Annotated in this window: 17 protein-coding genes and 1 other RNA gene; 6 read left to right on the plus strand and 12 right to left on the minus strand. The window is 63.2% G+C overall.

The window, feature by feature from the left end; genetic code table 11:
• Positions 1-38 precede the first annotated feature (38 nt).
• Together AC1DUN_RS01860 and AC1DUN_RS01865 are read left to right on the plus strand one after the other, a co-directional pair.
• On the plus strand, positions 39-902 hold the full coding sequence (locus tag AC1DUN_RS01860; protein ID WP_477712456.1) for a basic amino acid ABC transporter substrate-binding protein: 864 nt from the start codon (positions 39-41) through the stop codon (positions 900-902).
• A 48-nt stretch (positions 903-950) separates the two neighbouring features.
• On the plus strand, positions 951-1,442 hold the full coding sequence (locus AC1DUN_RS01865) for a DUF2127 domain-containing protein (RefSeq protein WP_477712457.1): 492 nt from the start codon (positions 951-953) through the stop codon (positions 1,440-1,442).
• Here the strand turns inward: AC1DUN_RS01865 and rnpB are convergent.
• Positions 1,437-1,777, minus strand: an RNA gene (gene rnpB / locus AC1DUN_RS01870) — RNase P RNA component class A. The genes AC1DUN_RS01865 and rnpB overlap by 6 nt on opposite strands.
• Before the next feature lie 153 nt (positions 1,778-1,930).
• Between rnpB and AC1DUN_RS01875 the strand changes: the two genes are divergently transcribed.
• The 4 genes from AC1DUN_RS01875 to AC1DUN_RS01890 all read left to right on the plus strand — a co-directional run bounded on the left by AC1DUN_RS01875 (position 1,931) and on the right by AC1DUN_RS01890 (position 7,105).
• Complete coding sequence (locus AC1DUN_RS01875) at positions 1,931-4,006, plus strand: TerD family protein (protein WP_477712458.1); 2,076 nt, start codon at positions 1,931-1,933, stop codon at positions 4,004-4,006.
• 72 nt (positions 4,007-4,078) lie between these two features.
• Positions 4,079-5,749 carry an NAD(P)/FAD-dependent oxidoreductase gene (locus AC1DUN_RS01880; RefSeq protein WP_477712459.1) on the plus strand — a complete coding sequence of 557 codons (1,671 nt, stop codon included), beginning with the start codon at positions 4,079-4,081 and terminating at the stop codon, positions 5,747-5,749.
• Complete coding sequence (locus AC1DUN_RS01885; protein WP_477712460.1) at positions 5,746-6,372, plus strand: flavin reductase family protein; 627 nt, start codon at positions 5,746-5,748, stop codon at positions 6,370-6,372. The genes AC1DUN_RS01880 and AC1DUN_RS01885 overlap by 4 nt, the downstream gene beginning before the upstream one ends.
• Positions 6,373-6,412: 40 nt before the next feature.
• A complete protein-coding gene (locus AC1DUN_RS01890) occupies positions 6,413-7,105 on the plus strand; it encodes a ProQ/FINO family protein (protein ID WP_477712461.1) in 693 nt (230 codons plus the stop codon).
• Positions 7,106-7,121: 16 nt separating this feature from the next.
• On the opposite strand, the gene lepB is transcribed toward AC1DUN_RS01890, so the two are convergent.
• The 11 genes from lepB to AC1DUN_RS01945 all read right to left on the minus strand — a co-directional run bounded on the left by lepB (position 7,122) and on the right by AC1DUN_RS01945 (position 17,561).
• Positions 7,122-7,790: a signal peptidase I gene (gene lepB / locus AC1DUN_RS01895; RefSeq protein WP_477712462.1), complete on the minus strand. Its 669-nt coding sequence runs from the start codon at positions 7,788-7,790 to the stop codon at positions 7,122-7,124.
• A gap of 60 nt (positions 7,791-7,850) precedes the next feature.
• Positions 7,851-8,726, minus strand: a complete 876-nt coding sequence (htpX, locus tag AC1DUN_RS01900; protein WP_074576146.1) for a protease HtpX — start codon at positions 8,724-8,726, stop codon at positions 7,851-7,853.
• A 118-nt stretch (positions 8,727-8,844) separates the two neighbouring features.
• Positions 8,845-9,594, minus strand: a complete 750-nt coding sequence (locus tag AC1DUN_RS01905; RefSeq protein ID WP_477712463.1) for a DUF3025 domain-containing protein — start codon at positions 9,592-9,594, stop codon at positions 8,845-8,847.
• Positions 9,595-9,599: 5 nt separating this feature from the next.
• The gene (locus tag AC1DUN_RS01910; protein ID WP_477712464.1) at positions 9,600-10,382 is read right to left on the minus strand and encodes an NYN domain-containing protein; all 783 of its coding nucleotides are present in this window, start codon (positions 10,380-10,382) and stop codon (positions 9,600-9,602) included.
• A 3-nt stretch (positions 10,383-10,385) separates the two neighbouring features.
• Positions 10,386-11,447: a dihydroorotase gene (pyrC, locus tag AC1DUN_RS01915; RefSeq protein WP_477712465.1), complete on the minus strand. Its 1,062-nt coding sequence runs from the start codon at positions 11,445-11,447 to the stop codon at positions 10,386-10,388.
• A gap of 136 nt (positions 11,448-11,583) precedes the next feature.
• Positions 11,584-12,321 (minus strand): amino acid ABC transporter ATP-binding protein, encoded by a 738-nt coding sequence (locus AC1DUN_RS01920; RefSeq protein ID WP_074576141.1) that lies wholly within the window; start codon positions 12,319-12,321, stop codon positions 11,584-11,586.
• A 52-nt stretch (positions 12,322-12,373) separates the two neighbouring features.
• Positions 12,374-13,060, minus strand: coding sequence for an amino acid ABC transporter permease (locus AC1DUN_RS01925; protein ID WP_477712466.1), 687 nt, complete (start codon positions 13,058-13,060; stop codon positions 12,374-12,376).
• 1 nt (position 13,061) lies between these two features.
• Positions 13,062-13,784 (minus strand): amino acid ABC transporter permease, encoded by a 723-nt coding sequence (locus AC1DUN_RS01930; RefSeq protein ID WP_477661460.1) that lies wholly within the window; start codon positions 13,782-13,784, stop codon positions 13,062-13,064.
• Positions 13,785-13,891: 107 nt separating this feature from the next.
• A complete protein-coding gene (locus AC1DUN_RS01935; RefSeq protein WP_413330902.1) occupies positions 13,892-14,782 on the minus strand; it encodes a transporter substrate-binding domain-containing protein in 891 nt (296 codons plus the stop codon).
• A 226-nt stretch (positions 14,783-15,008) separates the two neighbouring features.
• Positions 15,009-16,466, minus strand: a complete 1,458-nt coding sequence (locus AC1DUN_RS01940) for an aspartate ammonia-lyase (RefSeq protein ID WP_477661461.1) — start codon at positions 16,464-16,466, stop codon at positions 15,009-15,011.
• 132 nt (positions 16,467-16,598) lie between these two features.
• The gene (locus tag AC1DUN_RS01945) at positions 16,599-17,561 is read right to left on the minus strand and encodes a LysR substrate-binding domain-containing protein (protein WP_477712467.1); all 963 of its coding nucleotides are present in this window, start codon (positions 17,559-17,561) and stop codon (positions 16,599-16,601) included.
• Positions 17,562-17,621: the final 60 nt, after the last annotated feature.

Raw genomic sequence — 17,621 nt, forward strand, 5'->3', positions numbered from 1 at the left:
TTTTGAACTCACATATTTCAACACTCAGCGAGGTTTTCATGTCTTCCATCTCGACCCGACATTTCCTTCAAAGCGCCGGCATTTTGCTGGCCGGCCTGGTTCTGGCAGCCTGCGGCAAGCAGGAACCCCCAGCGCCCGCCGCCGGCGCATCGGCGCCCGCAGCCTCCGCGCCCGCGCCGGCCGCCAAGGTCTACCTGGTGGGTACCGACGCCGCCTACGCACCCTTTGAATCGCAGAATGAAAAAGGCGAGATCGTCGGTTTCGACATCGAGGTCGTCAAGGCCGTGGCGCAAAAAGCCGGTATCGAAGTGAAATTCGTGAACACGCCGTGGGAAGGCATCTTCAACACCCTCGCCCAGGGCGACCGTGACCTGCTGGTGTCGTCCATCACCATCACGGCCGAGCGCAAGCAGACCATGGATTTTTCGACGCCCTACTTCGACGCGCAGCAGCTGATCGCCGTGAAGAAGGACTCGAAGATCGCCAAGTTCAACGACCTGAAAAAACTCAAGGTCGGCGTGCAGAACGGCACCACGGGCGATGAAGTGGTGTCCAAGCTGCAAGGCAAGGACAGCGCCAACATCAAGCGTTTTGAATCGACGCCGCTGGCGCTGAAAGAACTCGAAGCCGGCGGCGTGGACGCCGTGGTGGCCGACAACGGCGTGGTGGTGCACTACGTCAACAACAACAGCGGCGCGAACTTCAAGACCATCAGCGACGCCAGCTTCGCCGCCGAGCAGTACGGCCTGGCCGTCAAGAAGGGCAACACCGAACTGCTGGAAAAACTCAACAAGGGCCTGGCCGACATCAAGACCGACGGCACCTACGACAAGATCTACACCCAGTACTTCGGCGCGCCTGCCGCAGGCGCCAAGGCCCCCGCGGCCGCCGCCTCGAAGTAAGGCCATTCGCCTCGGGCGCCGCCGGTTTTACCCCTGCGCGGCGCCTGCATGACTCCCGGCAATACGATCCCGCCGGCAGGCCGCAGGCGCGCCCTGCGCGCCATTGCCGTTTTTGAGGCCGCCAAGGGCCTGGCCGCGCTGGCGGCCGGCATAGGCCTGCTGGAGCTGCTGCACCACGACATCCACCGGCTGGCCGTGGCGCTGCTATGGCGCTTTCACCTCGACCCGGCGCTGCCCTATCCCACGCTGCTGCTGCACTACGCCGACCTGCTGAGTGCGATCAACCTGCGCACGCTTGCGCCGGTGGCGCTGGCGTATATCGCCGTGCGCTTCCTGGAGGCCTGGGGACTGTGGAAGGAAAAAACCTGGGCCGAATGGCTGGGCGCGCTGTCGGGCGCGCTTTACATCCCGCTCGAAGTGGCCCACCTGGCGCACCGGCCCGGCGCCATCAATGCCGGCGTGCTGCTGCTCAATGTGGGCGTGGTCGGGTTCCTGGCGTTCCAGCTCTGGATGCGCCGAGGCCGTGAAAATAAAGTGTGAAGCCCGCCGATAAGCCGGATTCTGTGCACCGGGCCCCCTTGGAGAAAGCCCGGCGTGACCGCCATTAATCTGGGCCGGGGGTCGCCCCCGCGGCTCAATGCTACCTACCCGCCAGCTCTGCGGAACCACATCAACGCTGGCCTACTTGGTATTGCTGCGCGTAGAGATTGCCCGTTTCACCCGGTCCGGGGTTACCCCAAGGCCGACTCGTCTCTGTTGCTCTGATCCTCACCTCACGGTGGAGAGGTGTTACCTCCTACGCTGTCCTGTGCAGTCCGGACGTTCCTCCAGTGCCTGGTTTCCCAGATTGCACCAGCGGCGGCCTGGCGTGCTTCACGAAAGCGATTATCGGCCAGTTCGATGGACAGCTTCGATTTTCATTCCGATATGATGTCTTCGGGCGGCTATGTGGGTCCTTCCTTCCAAACATCTGAATCTAGGGTCCGCGCTCTCCGCCCACCTAATTACCTGGCGCCTTTGCTGGAAAAATGCAGACTCAAATCTATTTAAGGCGCGCTCGTGGGGTGCTTGTCCGTTCCGGAGATGCCCGCCTGCCGCTGCCCTTCCTTGCGACCTTGCACAAAGAGCTGGAAGCCATCGGATACACCACGTCTGCCATGCTTGACGAGCGCCTGCAGACGCTTGAAAAAGACGCTTTTGCGTCCTTCTTCCGAAATCTTCTCAAAAGCCTGCGGGAAATCAAAGGGGCAAACGTCGATTGGCGGCCGCTCTATCCCAACTTCCCCGATCAGGTCGTCAATGCGAGCGAGGCGGAGCTTTTCTGGAACGCACTGAGTCACTATCGCAGTTCAGGCCGCTGGAGGCCGGCGGCAGGCATATCAGCCCGTGCGAATCTGGCATATGAAGAGCGGCGTGCGCATTTGCAGGAAATTACCCTGGGCTCTCAGGAGCACTTCGACAAAATTCTTTCACAACTGGTTGGCGCCCGATCATCGTTATCCAAGCAGGACAAAGAAGATGTTGCTTGGTTTGTACGTCAATATGGTCTACGTACTTACGAGCTTCTTCCGGCAACGATTCACTCCCGCGAAAACCTGGCAATACTTGGCGCAGCCCTGCTGAAAAACGATCAGGCACCTGCCTTGGAGTTCCTGGGGCGCCACATTCAATCCGCAACCGACCTGCTTCGCCTCGGAATTGCCTTGAGTAGCGGTGATGTTTCGCTGGCAACGCCTTCAAAATTTTGTCGAATGAACAGATCGCTACGCAAGTGGATTCTGGCGACATTGGAGTCGAGGCCCAATCTCACGGAAGACCTTTTCCGGCATTCCGAGCCTTTCAAGCGGTTCGCCGAAGTTCTGCATCCGGGCGACTACAAGAACCGGTTTCCCATGGCCTTTGAGGCGTTTGCCGCGATCCGTAACGACCTCAAACCGGAAACATTCAACAGCCGTGTGGAACATCTTCTTGAAGCCAATCAAACCAGCGAAGCCTGCACCTTGCTTGCAACTCGTCCCGGCGAGCTGACCCGCCGTCTGGACCAGCTATTGCGCAAATCCGGTGGCAGGTCTGAAGCATTGGAACGCTTCGAATCAGTAAAAGATCACGTGGCCACCCCGGTATTGCTGCAAACTCTGGCCCATTTTCGCCATCGAAACGAACCCCGATTACGCACTTTTTTTCCTAAAGGCGAAACGGCAAAGGTGTTTGCCACGGTCGATGCACGTCCTGGAATAGAGCCCGCAACCTCCCTGGAAGCCGCCAGACTTTGCGAACAGGCACTCGTGAAGAGGTTTTCGACCTTGGCACCCCTGGGCCGATGCTACGTAGACCCGGCCCTGGCGAATTTCATAGTTCCGTCTTCCCAGCGATCCGCCGCCAAGGCGCTCCGAACCATCGCACGGGGAAGCCGCCTGCCCTTGCCCCGCAGCAAAATCATTCGCCTTTTTTTGTGGTGGAAAAATGGCAAGCAACGAACCGATATCGATTTGTCGGCAGCCCTGTACGACGCAAACTTCAAATATCTGGACGTCCTGTCCTATTACAACTTAAAAAACTATGGTGGCTGCCATAGCGGCGACGTCGTTGATGCGCCGCTCGGAGCTTCCGAATTCATTGATTTGGACGTTGAGCGGCTCGGCAAACTGAATGCGCGCTTCATCGTTGCCTCCATTAACAGCTACACCAACCAGAGCTTTTGCGACCTGCCGGAGTGCTTTGCCGGCTGGATGGCCCGGAACGAGGCAGGCTCAGGCGAAGTCTTCGAACCTGCCACCGTCATCGACAAGATCGACATCGCGAGCGAATCAACCATCTGCCTGCCGGTTATTTTCGACCTTCAGGAATTGCAGATCATCTGGTCCGACATTGCACTCGAGCAATATCCTGCATGGAACAATGTTCAGAACAATTTATCCGGCGTCTCACTGATGCTGAGGGCCCTGGTGCAACAGAAAAAGCCCGATCTCCATACCCTTTTCGGACTTCACGCAAAAGCTCGGGGTGTACTTGTCGAATCAGCGGAAGATGCCGAAACGGTGTTCGCGGTGAAAGACGGCATTACGCCTTTTGACTTGGATCGAATTCGCGCCGACTTCATGTAAGCCTGCCTCACAGGCCTGCGGAACAATCCGCACCTAAAATACAGGCTGCTTGATCAACACGAGCCCCTTGCCATGATTCGCCTGACCGAACTCAAACTTCCGCTGGACCACGCGGAAGATGCCCTGCCCGCCCTGGTGGCCCAGACCCTGGGCGTCGCCGCGGCCGCCCTGCAGAACATCCACATCCACAAACGCAGCTTCGACGCCCGCAAGGCGGACCTGCTCAAGGTCTACATCGTCGACGTCACACTGGCCGACGCCGCCCAGGAAAGCGCGCTGCTGGCGAAGTTTGCCGGCAACCCGCACATCCTGCCCACGCCCGACATGGCCTACCGCACGGTGGGCCAGGCGCCCGCCGGCCTGCCGCTGCGACCCGTCGTCGTCGGCTTCGGGCCCTGCGGCATGTTCGCGGCACTGCTGCTGGCGCAAATGGGTTTCAAGCCCATCGTGCTGGAGCGCGGCAAGACGGTGCGCCAGCGCACCCGCGACACCTGGGGCCTGTGGCGCAAGAACGTGCTCAACCCGGAGTCCAACGTGCAGTTCGGCGAGGGCGGCGCCGGCACCTTTTCCGACGGCAAGCTCTACAGCCAGATCAAGGACCCGCGCCACCTGGGCCGCAAGGTGATGAACGAATTCGTGAAAGCCGGCGCGCCGGCCGACATCCTGTTCGAGGCACATCCGCACATAGGCACTTTCAAGCTGGTGAAGGTGGTCGAGAACATGCGCGCGCAGATCGTCGCGCTGGGCGGCGAGATCCGTTTCGAGCAGCGCGTGACCGACGTGCTGATCGAGGACGGCCCTGAGGGCAAACAGCTGCGCGGCCTCACGGTGCTGGACCAGGCCACGGGCCAGAGCCACGAGATGCGCGCCGACCAGGTAGTGATGGCCCTGGGCCACAGCTCACGCGACACCTTCGCCATGCTGTATGCGCGCGGCGTGTACATCGAGGCCAAGCCCTTTTCCATCGGCTTTCGGGTGGAACACCCGCAGGGCATCATTGACCGCGCGCGCTGGGGCCGCCACGCCGGCCATCCCTCGCTGGGCGCGGCCGAATACAAGCTGGTGCACCACGCGAGCAACGGCCGCTCGGTCTACAGCTTCTGCATGTGCCCGGGCGGCACGGTGGTGGCGGCGACCTCGGAGCCCGGCCGCGTGGTGACCAACGGCATGAGCCAGTACTCGCGCAACGAGCGCAACGCCAATGCCGGCATCGTGGTCGGCATAGACCCGCGCGACTACCCCGGCTTTGAGGCCGGGGACGCGCTGGCCGGCATCGCGCTGCAGCGCCGGCTCGAATCGCACGCCTTTGTGCTGGGCGGCGGCGACTACCGCGCCCCGGGGCAACTGGTCGGCGACTTCCTGGCCGGCCGCCCCTCGACCGCATTGGGCAGCATCACGCCGTCGTACAAGCCGGGCGTGACCCTGGGCGACCTGTCGTCGGCACTGCCCGCCTATGCAATTGCCGCCATGCGCGAGGCTTTTCCGGTGTTTGGCAAAAAGATCAAGGGCTTTGACACCCATGACGCGGTGCTGACTGGCGTGGAAACACGCACCTCCTCACCGATCCGCATCAGCCGCGGCGAGGACCTGCAAAGCGTCAACGTGCGCGGCCTCTACCCGGCCGGCGAAGGCGCGAGCTACGCGGGCGGCATCCTGTCGGCCGGTGTGGACGGCATCAAGGTCGCTGAAGCGCTGGCGCGCAGCGTGCTGCAGGATGCCGAACGGCAGCGGATGGCCGCATGATGGCTGACGACGGCTTTCACTATTACGAGCCCGCCAAAGGCCACGGCCTGCCGCACGACCCCTTTAACGCCATGGTGGGGCCGCGGCCCATAGGCTGGATTTCCTCGCGCGATGCCAAGGGCCGGTTCAACCTGGCACCCTACAGTTTTTTCAACGCCTTCAACTACACGCCGCCCATCATCGGTTTTGCCAGCATTGGCGCCAAGGACAGCCTGCGCAACATCCGCGAAACCGGCGAATTCGGCTGGAACCTGGCGACCCGGCCGCTGGCCGAGGCCATGAACCAGTCCTGCGCGATGGTGCCGCCCGAAGTCAATGAATTTGAACTGGCCGGCCTCACGCCCACAGCCTCTCAGCGCATCGCCGCGCCGCGCGTGCTGGAAAGCCCGGTGTCCTTCGAGTGCAAGCTGACGCAAATCCTGCAGCTGCAGGGCGCCGACGGCGTGCCGGTGCCGACCTGGCTGGTGCTGGGCGAAGTCGTGGGCGTGTACATTGCAAGGCAGCTGCTCAAGGACGGCATTTACGACACGGCGGCCGCCCAGCCCATTCTTCGCGGCGGCGGGCCGGCCGATTATTTCGCCGTCACCCCCGACAACCTCTTTCGCATGTTCAGGCCGCGCTAGCGGCCGGACACCCGGCATTCCACCTTTTCACCCCACCCCCATGACCGACACCACCACACCTACCCCTCGCGCCAAGCGCCCCCGCAGCCAGCAGCAGCGCTCCCGGCCCGCCGCCGCGCCGCAGCAACGCACGCGCGAAGTCCACCCGGTGCTGGAAAAGCTGTTCGAGCTCTATCCGAAAATGTTCGGCGCGCAGTTCCTGCCGCTCAAGCTGGGCGCCTTCCAGGACCTGCTGGCCGAGAACCCGGACACCTTCAAGCGCGACGAACTCAAGGTCGCGCTGGGCCTGCACGCGCGCTCCACCCGCTACCTCGAATGCGTGGCGGCCGGCCTTCCGCGCCACAACCTGCAGGGCGAGCCCGTGGAGCCGGTGGCGCCCGAGCACGTGCACCACGCCATCATGGAAGTGTTCCGGCGCCGCCAGGCGCGCTCCAAGGAGGATTTGCGCCCCAAGGTCCGCGCCCGCCTGGTCGCCGCCATCGAGGCCTCGGGCCTGGGCCGCGAAGAGTACGCCGAGCGCACCCGCACCCAGGACGAAGCCGCCAATGCGCTGCTCGATGAGGCTTTTGCCGAATTGGCGGTGCAGACCGCCAAACGTGAAGCGCTGATGCGCGCCTTCGAGGCCAGCGGCAAGACCGTGGAACAGTTTGCCGAGATGTACGGCATGAACCCGGCCGACGTCGCCCAGGCGGTGGAGCGCACGCGGCGGGCCGGCGCGGCCCAGCCTCAATAAGGCCCGGTCGACCCAGTCAATACAGCGAGCGGCCGAAACGCTCGAAGCGGGGCTGCCACTTTTCAAGAATGTCGGCCGACACCAGGATGCGTTCGGCCCGGCCTATCAGCAGCTGGCGCGGCACCAGGCCTATGTAGCGCGAATCGGCGCTGTTGTCGCGGTTGTCGCCCAGCATCAGGAACTGGTCGGGAGGGATGGTGATCGGGCCCCAGTCGTCCTTGGCTTTCACGCCGGCCAGCCACTGGATTTCATGCTGGCCCTGGGCCGTGGTTTCCTTGAGGTGCGTGGCCACCAGCACACCCACCGGGCCGGCCGGCTCCGGCGCAGTGTCCAGCGCCTCATAGCGCGCCGCCTGGCCGTTGATGATGAGCACCTTGGCGCGCATTTCCACGACGTCGCCCGGCACGGCGACCAGGCGCTTGATCAGGCGCACGCCGTCCAGCGGCGAGGAAAAGGTGACGACGTCGCCGCGCTTCGGGTCGGCGGTGCGCGCCAGTACCGTGTCGGTCAGCGGGATTTTGACGTTGTAGGCCAGCCGGTTGACGAAGACCACGTCGCCTTCAAGCAAGTTGGGCCGCATCGAGCCCGAGGGAATGGGGTTCCAGTCCGCGATCGCGGTGCGGAACAGCCCGAACAACAACAGCAACACCAGAAAACTGCGGTTCTGCCTGAGCCAGCTTTTCATGCTTTCACTCCTGTGAAGAAAAAAAGGGCGCCCTGTGCGGGGCGCCCTTTGATTTGATATTCAAGCCTGGCTGTTTTGCAAGGCCGCGATGCGCTCTTCGATCGGCGGGTGCGTGGCAAACAGCTTGCCTATGCTGCCGGTGATGCCCATGGCCGCCACGGCCTTGGGCAGCTCGCCGGGCTGCATGCCGCCCAGGCGGGCCAGGGCGTTCATCATGGGCTGGCGCCGGCCCATCAGCTGCGCGGCGCCGGCATCGGCGCGGAACTCGCGCTGGCGCGAAAACCAGGCCACGACGATGGCCGCGGCAAAGCCCAGCACGATGTCCAGCACGATGGTGCTGACGTAGTAGCCGATACCGGGGCCGGAGTTGTTGTCGCTGCCGCGGCGCAAAAAGCTGTCGACGGCGTAGCCGATCACGCGCGAGAGGAAAACCACAAAGGTGTTCATCACACCCTGGATCAGGGTCATGGTGACCATATCGCCGTTGGCGACGTGGGCGATCTCGTGGCCCAGCACGGCTTCGATTTCTTCCTTGGTCATGCCTTGCAGCAGGCCGGTGGAGACAGCCACCAGCGAGGAGTTCTTGAAGGCACCGGTGGCAAAGGCGTTGGGCTCGCCTTCAAAAATCCCGACTTCGGGCATGCCGATCTGGGCCTTCTCGGCCAGCTTGCGCACGGTCTCGACGATCCAGGCTTCGTCGGCGTTCTGCGGCTCGTTGATGAGGCGCACGCCGGCGCTCCATTTGGCGACCGGCTTGCTGATCAGCAGCGAGATGATGGCGCCGCCAAAGCCCATGACCAGCGCGAAGCCGAGCAGCGCCGTCAGGTTCAGGCCGTTGGCCGTGAGGTAGCGGTTCACGCCCAGCAGGCTGGCGACGATGCCCAGCACCGCCACGACGGCGATATTGGTCAGGACAAACAGGAAAATACGTTTCATGGGTTCTCCGTGGGGTCGGTAAAAAAGCCCGCCTTGCGCAGGATATGAGGGCCTGCGGGCCCGGTTCAAGCGGTGCCCGCGCCTAAGTCGCTGATTTTTATCTGTTATTTATGACAGCCTATGACGGCCGCGGGGGGCGGAATACAAGGGAGTCATCATAAAAGGAAAAGTTCTCGTTCTCGGGCCACCAGCCGGGCACGCCCAGCACCGGCAAGGGCGTAAAAGGCTTGGCGGCCAGCCTGGCCGCGCTGAGGTCGGCCGCCACCCAGGCGTCCAGCTCGGCGAGGGTGCCCAGGGGCGGCTGCGCCAGGTAGACGTGGGCGGTGATGGCTTTGCGGGGAGTGAGCAGCTTTTCAAGCAGGGCGTGGCCGAACAGCACCAGCCTGGCCTGCTGCCACAGCGCCCTGTGGGTGATGAAAAGGCTGTGCCAGTCGCGGGCGAGCAGCGCGTCCCACAGCGGCTGCGGCGCCGACAGGAAGGCGGCGTTTTCGTCAAACACCGTGAGGGCGTCGCGCACCGGGCCGCGCACGGCCGCAATGCCCGCGGCGTCGATCTCGGCGGCCTGCAGCTGGTTGAGTTTGCGTTTGGTGTCCGGAAAGCGCATCCAGCACAGGCCGTTGAAAAAATCGTGCGCGCCCTCGCGCGTCGGGCACAGCCGGGTCCTGGCGATAAAACTCTCGTAGGCCTCGCCGGAAGGCAGGCTGCACTGGGGCGCGAAACACACCGGCGCCGGCTGCACCGCATTAAGCGCCTGGTGCAGCGCAACGCCCGCCGTGACCGCGCAGGCCGCGCGCTGGCCGGGTTCGCGCCAGGCCTGCAGCCAGGGGCGCTCCCAGTCGATGGGGGGCAGCGGCGGCGGGTTTGCCATGGTGCTCAGGCCTTCGCCGGTTTGGCTTGCTTTCTGTCGCGCACCATGACCGTGGACTTGCCTTCGTCGGCGATATCGAAGAGCTGGGTGGCCACCAGCAGCTTGGTCAGCGTGGCATAACCGTAGTTGCGGTGGTCGAAGGAGGCCTGGTTGGCGATCTGCGTGCCGACCGCCCCCACGCGCGCCCAGCCCTCGTCGTCGGCCGCGGCCTGCACCGCGTTGCGCAGCAGCATGACCAGCTTGGCGTCCTGGCGCAGCTGCGCGGACGTGGCCCGCAGGGGCGCGGCGGAGACGGCCTCCCCGTCGTCCTTGTGGTCGCCATGGGCGCTGCCGGCAGCGGCGTCGGCCGCAATGGGGCGCAGCTTGTCGAGGAACAGGAAGCGGGAGCAGGCGTTGACAAAGGGCTCGGGCGTTTTTTGCGCGCCGAAACCGTAGACGGCCGCCCCTTTGGCGCGCAGGTGCATGACCAGCGGGGTGAAATCGGCATCCGAAGAGACGATGCCGAAAGCGTCGGGCCGGTCGGTGTAAAGCAGCTCCAACGCATCTATCACCATGGCCATGTCGCTGGCATTCTTGCCCTTGGTGTAGTCGAACTGCTGCATGGGCCGTATGGCGTGCTCGTGCAGCACCTCTTCCCAGCCCTTGAGTTCGTTCTTTTTCCAGTTGCCGTAGGCGCGCCGGATGTTGGTTTCGCCGAAGGTCGACAGCTCATTGAGGATCAGGTCGATTTTGGACGCCGGCGAGTTGTCGGCGTCTATGAGCAGGGCAACGCGCGGCTTGTGGTCCATGGTTCAGCTCCCGGTATCCAGCTTCCAGGGCAGGCTTTCGCCCGAGCGCAGGGGCTTGAGTTCGGCCTCGCCGAAGGCATAACTTTCGGGCGGGTGCCAGCTTTCCTTCCTGAGAGTGATGCTGCCGGTATTGCGCGGCAGGCCGTAGAAGTCGGCGCCGTTGAAGCTGGCGAAGGCCTCGAGCTTGTCCAGCGCACCGGCCGCGTCGAAGGCCTCGGCGTACAGCTCCATCGCGGCATGGGCGGTGTAGCAGCCCGCGCAGCCGGTGGCGTGCTCCTTCAGGTGGGCGGGGTGCGGCGCGCTGTCGGTGCCCAGGAAGAAGCGCGCGTTGCCGCTGGTGGCGGCCTCGACCAGCGCCAGGCGATGGGTTTCGCGCTTGAGCACCGGCAGGCAGTAGTAGTGCGGGCGTATGCCGCCGGTGAAGATCGCGTTGCGGTTGTAGAGCAGGTGGTGGGCCGTGACGGTCGCCCCCGTGAACTTGCCCGCATCGCGCACGTAATGCGCCGCTTCCCGGGTGGTGATGTGCTCGAACACGATCTTGAGCTCGGGGAAATCGCGGCGCAGCGGGATCAGCTGGGTGTCTATGAATACGGCCTCGCGGTCGAACAGGTCGATGTCGGACGAGGTCACCTCGCCGTGCACCAGCAGCAGCATGCCGGCTTTTTGCATGGCTTCCAGCGTTTTATAGGTCTTGCGCAGGTCGGTCACGCCGGCGTCGCTGTTGGTGGTGGCACCGGCCGGGTAGAGCTTGGCCGCAACCACACCAGCGTCCCTGGCGCGGGCGATCTCCTCGGGCGGCAGGTTGTCGGTGAGGTACAGCGTCATCAGCGGCTCGAACTTCACACCGGCCGGCACGGCGGCCTGGATGCGCTCGCGGTAGGCCACGGCCTGGGCGGCGGTGGTCACCGGCGGGCGCAGGTTGGGCATGATGATGGCGCGGCCGAATTGCGCGGCGGTGTGCGGCACCACGGTGTGCAGGGCCTCGCCGTCGCGCACATGCAGGTGCCAGTCGTCGGGGCGGGTCAGGGTCAGGCTTGAAACGGGGGTACGGGTGGCGGAGGTCATGGCCTGAATTGTCGCACCGCCCGGGGCCGCCAAAGCCGGTACGACTCGCCATGAAAAAAGCCCCGCATGCGGGGCTTTTTTGTTTTTTCTTCTTTTTTGGCAGTTGCGGTGATCTTTCAGGGCGCCCAGCGCTTTTTCAGTGGGACAGGATCTTGTTAAGGAAGTCCTTGGTGCGCGCCTTGCGGTTTTCGGGATGGTTGAAGAACTCGTCCTTGGAGCAGTCTTCCAGAATCTTGCCGCCCACGTCCATGAAGATCACGCGACTGCCGACCTTGCGGGCAAAACCCATTTCATGGGTCACCACCATCATGGTCATGCCTTCGACGGCCAGGCCCATCATGCAATCCAGCACCTCGCCGACCATTTCGGGGTCCAGCGCGGACGTGGGTTCGTCAAACAGCATGGCGATAGGGTCCATGCTGAGCGCGCGGGCGATTGCCACGCGCTGCTGCTGGCCGCCCGAGAGCTGGCCGGGGAATTTGTCCTTGTGCGCCATCAGGCCCACGCGGTCCAGGTACTTGAGGCCGTGTTTTTTGGCCTCGTCGACCTTGCGGCCCAGCACCTTGACCTGCGCCAGCGTCAGGTTTTCCGTGACGCTCAGGTGCGGGAACAGCTCGAAGTTCTGGAACACCATGCCGACGCGGCTGCGCAGCTTGGGCAGGTCGGTCTTGGGGTCGTGCACGGCCTTGCCGTCGACGAAGATCTGGCCCTTCTGGAAGGGTTCCAGCGCGTTGATGGTTTTGATCAGGGTGGACTTGCCCGAACCCGAAGGCCCGCAGACCACAACCACTTCACCCTTTTTGATGCTGGTGGTGCAGCTGTTGAGAACCTGCACGTCGCCGTACCATTTGGAAACTTCTTTCAACTCAATCATGTTCTTCTCCGGTGTGCTCTTTGAGATTTGCGCGTCTTGACGAAGCGCGGTCTCAGCGAATGATGGCGATTCTGCTGTTCAGGCGCTTGACCATATAGGACAGCCCGAAGCAGATCACGAAATAAATCACGGCGGCCAGCAGGTAGGCCTCTTCAGGACGGCCGTAAATCTTGCCGGCGGTGCTGAAACCCTTGAGCAGGTCGTAAGCGCCGATCGCGTAAACCAGCGAGGTGTCCTGGAACAGGATGATGGTCTGCGTCAGCAGGATGGGCACCATGTTGCGGAAAGCCTGCGGCAGGATGATCAGCTTCATGTTCTGCGCGTAGGTCATGCCCAGGGCGCGCCCGGCATTGACCTGGCCGCGCGAGATGGACTGTATGCCCGCGCGCATGATTTCGCTGAAATAAGCGGCCTCGAAAGCGACGAAGGTGATGATGGCCGAGATTTCTGCGCGGTAGTTGCTGCCGCCGGGAATCAGGCTGTAAAACGACGCCGGCACCAGCAGGAAGAACCACAGAATCACCATGACCAGCGGAATCGAGCGCATGCCGTTGACGTAAAAAGTCGCGGGGATAGTCAGGATTTTTTTGCCGGAAAGGCGCATCAAGGCCAGCACGGTACCGAAGATGATGCCGCCTATGGTGGCGATCACGGTCAATTCAATGCTGAAAATAAAGCCCTTGACGACGAACTGGGAGATCATGTCCCAGTTCAGGAAGCTCATGTCGAGTCCAAGCATGTCAGTGACCTCCGCCCGTTGAGCCGGCGACGACGAAGCCCGGAATTTGCACCCGCTTCTCGACAAAGGCCATGACCCGGTTGACCGCGAAGGCCGAGACGGCGTACAGCGCCGTCACCGCCAGGTAGATTTCAATGCCGCGCGAGGTCTCTTCCTGCGCCTGCATGGCGAACATGGTCAGCTCCGCGATGGACACCGCGAACGCCACGGAGGAATTCTTCAAAAGGTTCATCGACTCGCTGGTGAGCGGCGGAATGATGATGCGAAAAGCCATGGGCAGGATCACGTAGCGGTAGGTCTGCAGGGTCGTGAAACCCATGGCCATGCCGGCGTAACGCTGGCCGCGCGGCAGCGCCTGCACGCCGGCCCTGACCTGCTCGGCAATACGCGCCGACGTGAAAAAGCCCAGGGCGAACACCACCAGGATGAAGCTGGGCAGCTCCTTCATGGCGGGGAAAATCTTGGGAACCACGAAGTACCAGATGAAAATCTGGACCAGCAGGGGAACGTTGCGGAACAGCTCGACCCAGGCATTGGCGAAACGCACAAGCCAGGGGCTGCTCGGCAAGGTGCGCAGCGTGCCGATGATCGCGCCAAACAGCATGGCGATCACCCAGGATGCGCCGGCGACGGACAGCGTCCAGCCCCAGGCATCAAACATCCACTGCAGGTAGGTTCGACCGCTACCGTCATCATTCAAAAATACCTGCCAATCCCAAGTCATCACGGCTCCAGCAAATGGTTGTTGTGTTGTTTTCCCTGCGACGGTAAACGGGAAACCCCGCCAGTGCAAGGCGACCGGCGGGGTTGTTTCAATTTACCTGGCCAGAATTACTTCTGTGCGTATTCTTCCATGGGCTTGTCGTTCGGGTTGTCCCAAGCCGCCTTGGTGCTGGCGCTCAGGGCCAGGCCGACCTTGGTGTTCTTCGGAGGAATCGGCGACAGGAACCACTTGGTCCACAGCTTGTTCATTTCACCCGACTTGATCATGCCCTTGACGGTGTCGTCGGCCAGGCGCTTGAGCAGCGGGTCGTCCTTGCGGATCATGATGGCGATGGGCTCGACGCTCAGCACTTCACCGACGATCTTGAAGTCCGAAGGCTTCTTGGCGGTGGCGATGTTGCCGGCCAGGATGGATCCGTCCATCACGAAGGCATCGGCGCGGCCCGACTCGAGCAGCAGGAAGCTGTCGGAGTGGTCCTTGCCGAAGATTTCCTTGAACTCGACGCCGGTGGCGCGCTTGTTCTTGCGCAGCGTCTGCACGGAGGTGGTGCCGGTGGTGGTCGCCACGGTCTTGCCGCTCAGCTGGGCCACCGAGGTGATGCCGGAATTGGCCTTCACGGCGATGCGGACTTCCTCGACGAAGGTGGTCACGACGAAAGCCACGTCTTTCTGGCGGGTCGCGTTGTTGGTGGTGGAGCCGCACTCGATGTCGACCGTGCCGTTCTGCACGAGGGGGATGCGGTTCTGCGAGGTCACGGGCTGGTATTTGACTTCCAGCTTGCGTTCGGCGGCCTTCTCAAGGTTGGCCAGGATGCGCTGGCAGATCTCGACGTGGTAGCCGGTGTATTTGCCGTCACCCAGGGTATAGGACAGCGCGCCCGAAGAATCGCGAACGCCCATGGTGACAACGCCGGAAGCCTTGACTTTGGCAAGGGTGTCGGCAAATGCGGCGCCGGTGGCGAGCAAGGCGACGGACAGAGCGACAAGCTTGAGTTTCATGGAATCTCCTGTAATGAATGAAACGGTTAGCGAACTATTCTAGAGAGATGGTACCCGGGACTGGCCTAGGTTTACCCGGCCTCTCACACGGGGGAAAGCGGACTGCGCGGGCGATGCTTGGCGGCAAACCCGCGCGAAGCGGCGATTCCCGGGTTTTTCCAAAGTGGTGCGCGCATAAGAAGTCCGGAACTATACGGCAGATACAAGCAGTCTTTGTGCCAGCCCCTCAGGCGACCAGCGGAAGGGGTTGCGTGAGCTTGTCGGGCACCAGCAGGGCTTCGACCTCGGCCTGCGTCATGATGCCCAGCGACTCCGCGATCTCGGCAATCGGCGCGCCGGTGGCGATGGCCGTCTTGGCGATGAGCGCGGCCTTTTCGTAGCCAATGATGGGGTTGAGCGCCGTGACCAGGGTCACCGATTCGCGCACGCGTTTGGCCAGCAGTTCGCGGTTGGCCTCTATGCCGGCCACGCAATGGGTCTGCAGCGTGAGGCAGGCCTGGCTCAGGTGTTCGATGCTCTTGAAAAGGCTCCATCCCATGATGGGCTCAAAGGCGTTGAGCTGCAGCTGGCCGGCCTCTGAGGCCATGGTCACGGTCATGTCGTTGCCTATCACTTCAAAGGCAACCTGGTTCATGACCTCGGGGATCACCGGGTTGACCTTGCCGGGCATGATGGACGAGCCCGCCTGGCGCGGCGGCAGCCGGATGTCGCCGAAGCCGGCCTGCGGGCCGCTGGAGAGCAGGCGCAGGTCGTTGCAGATCTTGCTGAGCTTGGTGGCCACGCGCTTGAGCACGCCGGAGAGCTGCACGAAGGCACCGGTGTCCTGCGTGGCCTCGATCAGGTTGGCGGCTTTTTCGACCGGCACACCACACTCTTCGGCGAGATGGCGGCAGACGATGTCGGCGTAGCCGGCCGGTGCGTTGATGCCGGTACCTATGGCCGTGGCGCCCAGGTTGATTTCCTGGATCAGCGCGCGCGCTTCGCGCAGGCGGGCCTCGTCCTCGCCGATCATCACCGCGTAGGTGAGGAATTCCTGGCCCAGCGTCATGGGCACGGCATCCTGCAACTGGGTGCGGCCGATTTTGAGCACGTCCCGGAATTCATGCGCCTTGGCCTCGAAGCCGCCGCGCAGGACGGCCATGGAGGCCAGCAGGCGCTCGATGGCAAACCACAGGGCGATGCGCACCGCCGTGGGGTAGACGTCATTGGTGCTTTGCGAGGCGTTGACGTGGTCGTTGGGGTGCAGCACGTCGTAGCGGCCCTTTTCCACACCCAGCTTTTCGAGCGCGAGGTTGGCGATGACCTCGTTGGCGTTCATGTTGGTGGACGTGCCGGCGCCGCCCTGGATCACGTCGACCACGAACTGGTCGTGGTACTGGCCGGCAATGAGCTTTTCACAAGCGCTCATGATGGCGGCCGCCCGCCTGGCGTCCAGCGTGCCCAGTTGCTGGTTGGTGCGCGCCGCGGCCTTCTTGACAAAGCCCAGCGCGCGTATCAGGTCGGGCATGGCCGAGATGCGGGTGCCGGAGATCGGGAAGTTTTCGACCGCGCGGGCCGTGTGCACGCCCCAGTACGCGCTTACGGGGATCTGCTTTTCACCGAGGAAGTCGTGCTCGGTGCGCGTGGCCGCCGCGGGGGTGGGAGCGGGCTCGGCAAGCGGGGTGAGGGAGGAGTCTGGGGGCACGGGCAACCATCAAATTTTGAACGTCACGAACTGTAAATTTGCAGGTCTCAAAACACCAATGCTGTTTCAACGATCTTCCATGCATTTTTCTTATAACCACCTAGGGTTACTACTAGTGTATGTATCCCATTGCTATCGCGCGGCCGGGCCGGCACCCGCGCGCGACGCGGCTTTTTCCCGGCTGCCGGTCTGCGCCTGCAGGTAGCTCCACAAGGCCTGGGCGTGGCTTTTGGCGGATTCCCGGGAGGTCGGCCGCTCGCGGTAAACGCGCACGTCCATGGTCATTTCGAGGTTGCCGCCGGCGCTCACGAGTTTTTTGGCCCGCAACTCCTTTTTGACGGCGCTGAGCGGCAAAAACGCGATGCCGTGGCCTTCCAGGGCCATGGCCTTGAGGCCCTCGGCCATGTCGGTTTCATAGACACGGTCCAGGTGGATGGCCGTGCTGGACTGCTTGAGCAGCATGTCCACCATGCGGCCCAGGTAGGCGCCGGGCGCATAACCCAGGTAAGGCAGGGGCTGGCCGGCGCGCCCCGGCAGGCTGTACTCGGGGTCGCCCGAGGCGGTGGCCCGCACAAAGGGCGCCAGCACTTCCTGGCCCAGCGACACCATCTCGTAGCGGTCCGGGTCCAGCTGGAAGGGCTGGGAATCATGGTGGTAGGCGATCAGCAGGTCGCAGCTGCCCTCGACCAGGCGCAGCACCGCGTCGTGCACATTGAGCGCGATCAGCCGGCTCTTGATGGGGCCGAATTTCTCGCGCAGGCTGCTGACCCAAGCCGGAAAAAAGGTGAAAGCCAGCGTGTGCGGCACGGCGAACTCGATGACGTCCTGCCCGGCCGAGGTGTGGCCGCGCAGCATGGCGCGGGTGGACTGCAGGCCCTGCAGCATTTCCAGCGACTGGCTGTACAGGGTTTCGCCGGCCGGCGTCAGGCGCGTGGGATAAGAGCTTCGGTCCACCAGGTCGGTGCCGGCCCAGGCTTCCAGCGCCTGGATGCGCCGTGAAAACGCCGGCTGGGTGACGTGGCGCAGTTGGGCAGAGCGGCTGAAACTGCGGGTTTCAGCCAGACTGACGAAATCTTCCAGCCATTTGGTTTCCATAGACCTAGCGACCGCGGTTGGACGCGCCCGGTCGGGTCGTCATGGCGCGCGCCGGCAAAA

The organism is Polaromonas sp. P4_F6, from assembly GCF_056401275.1.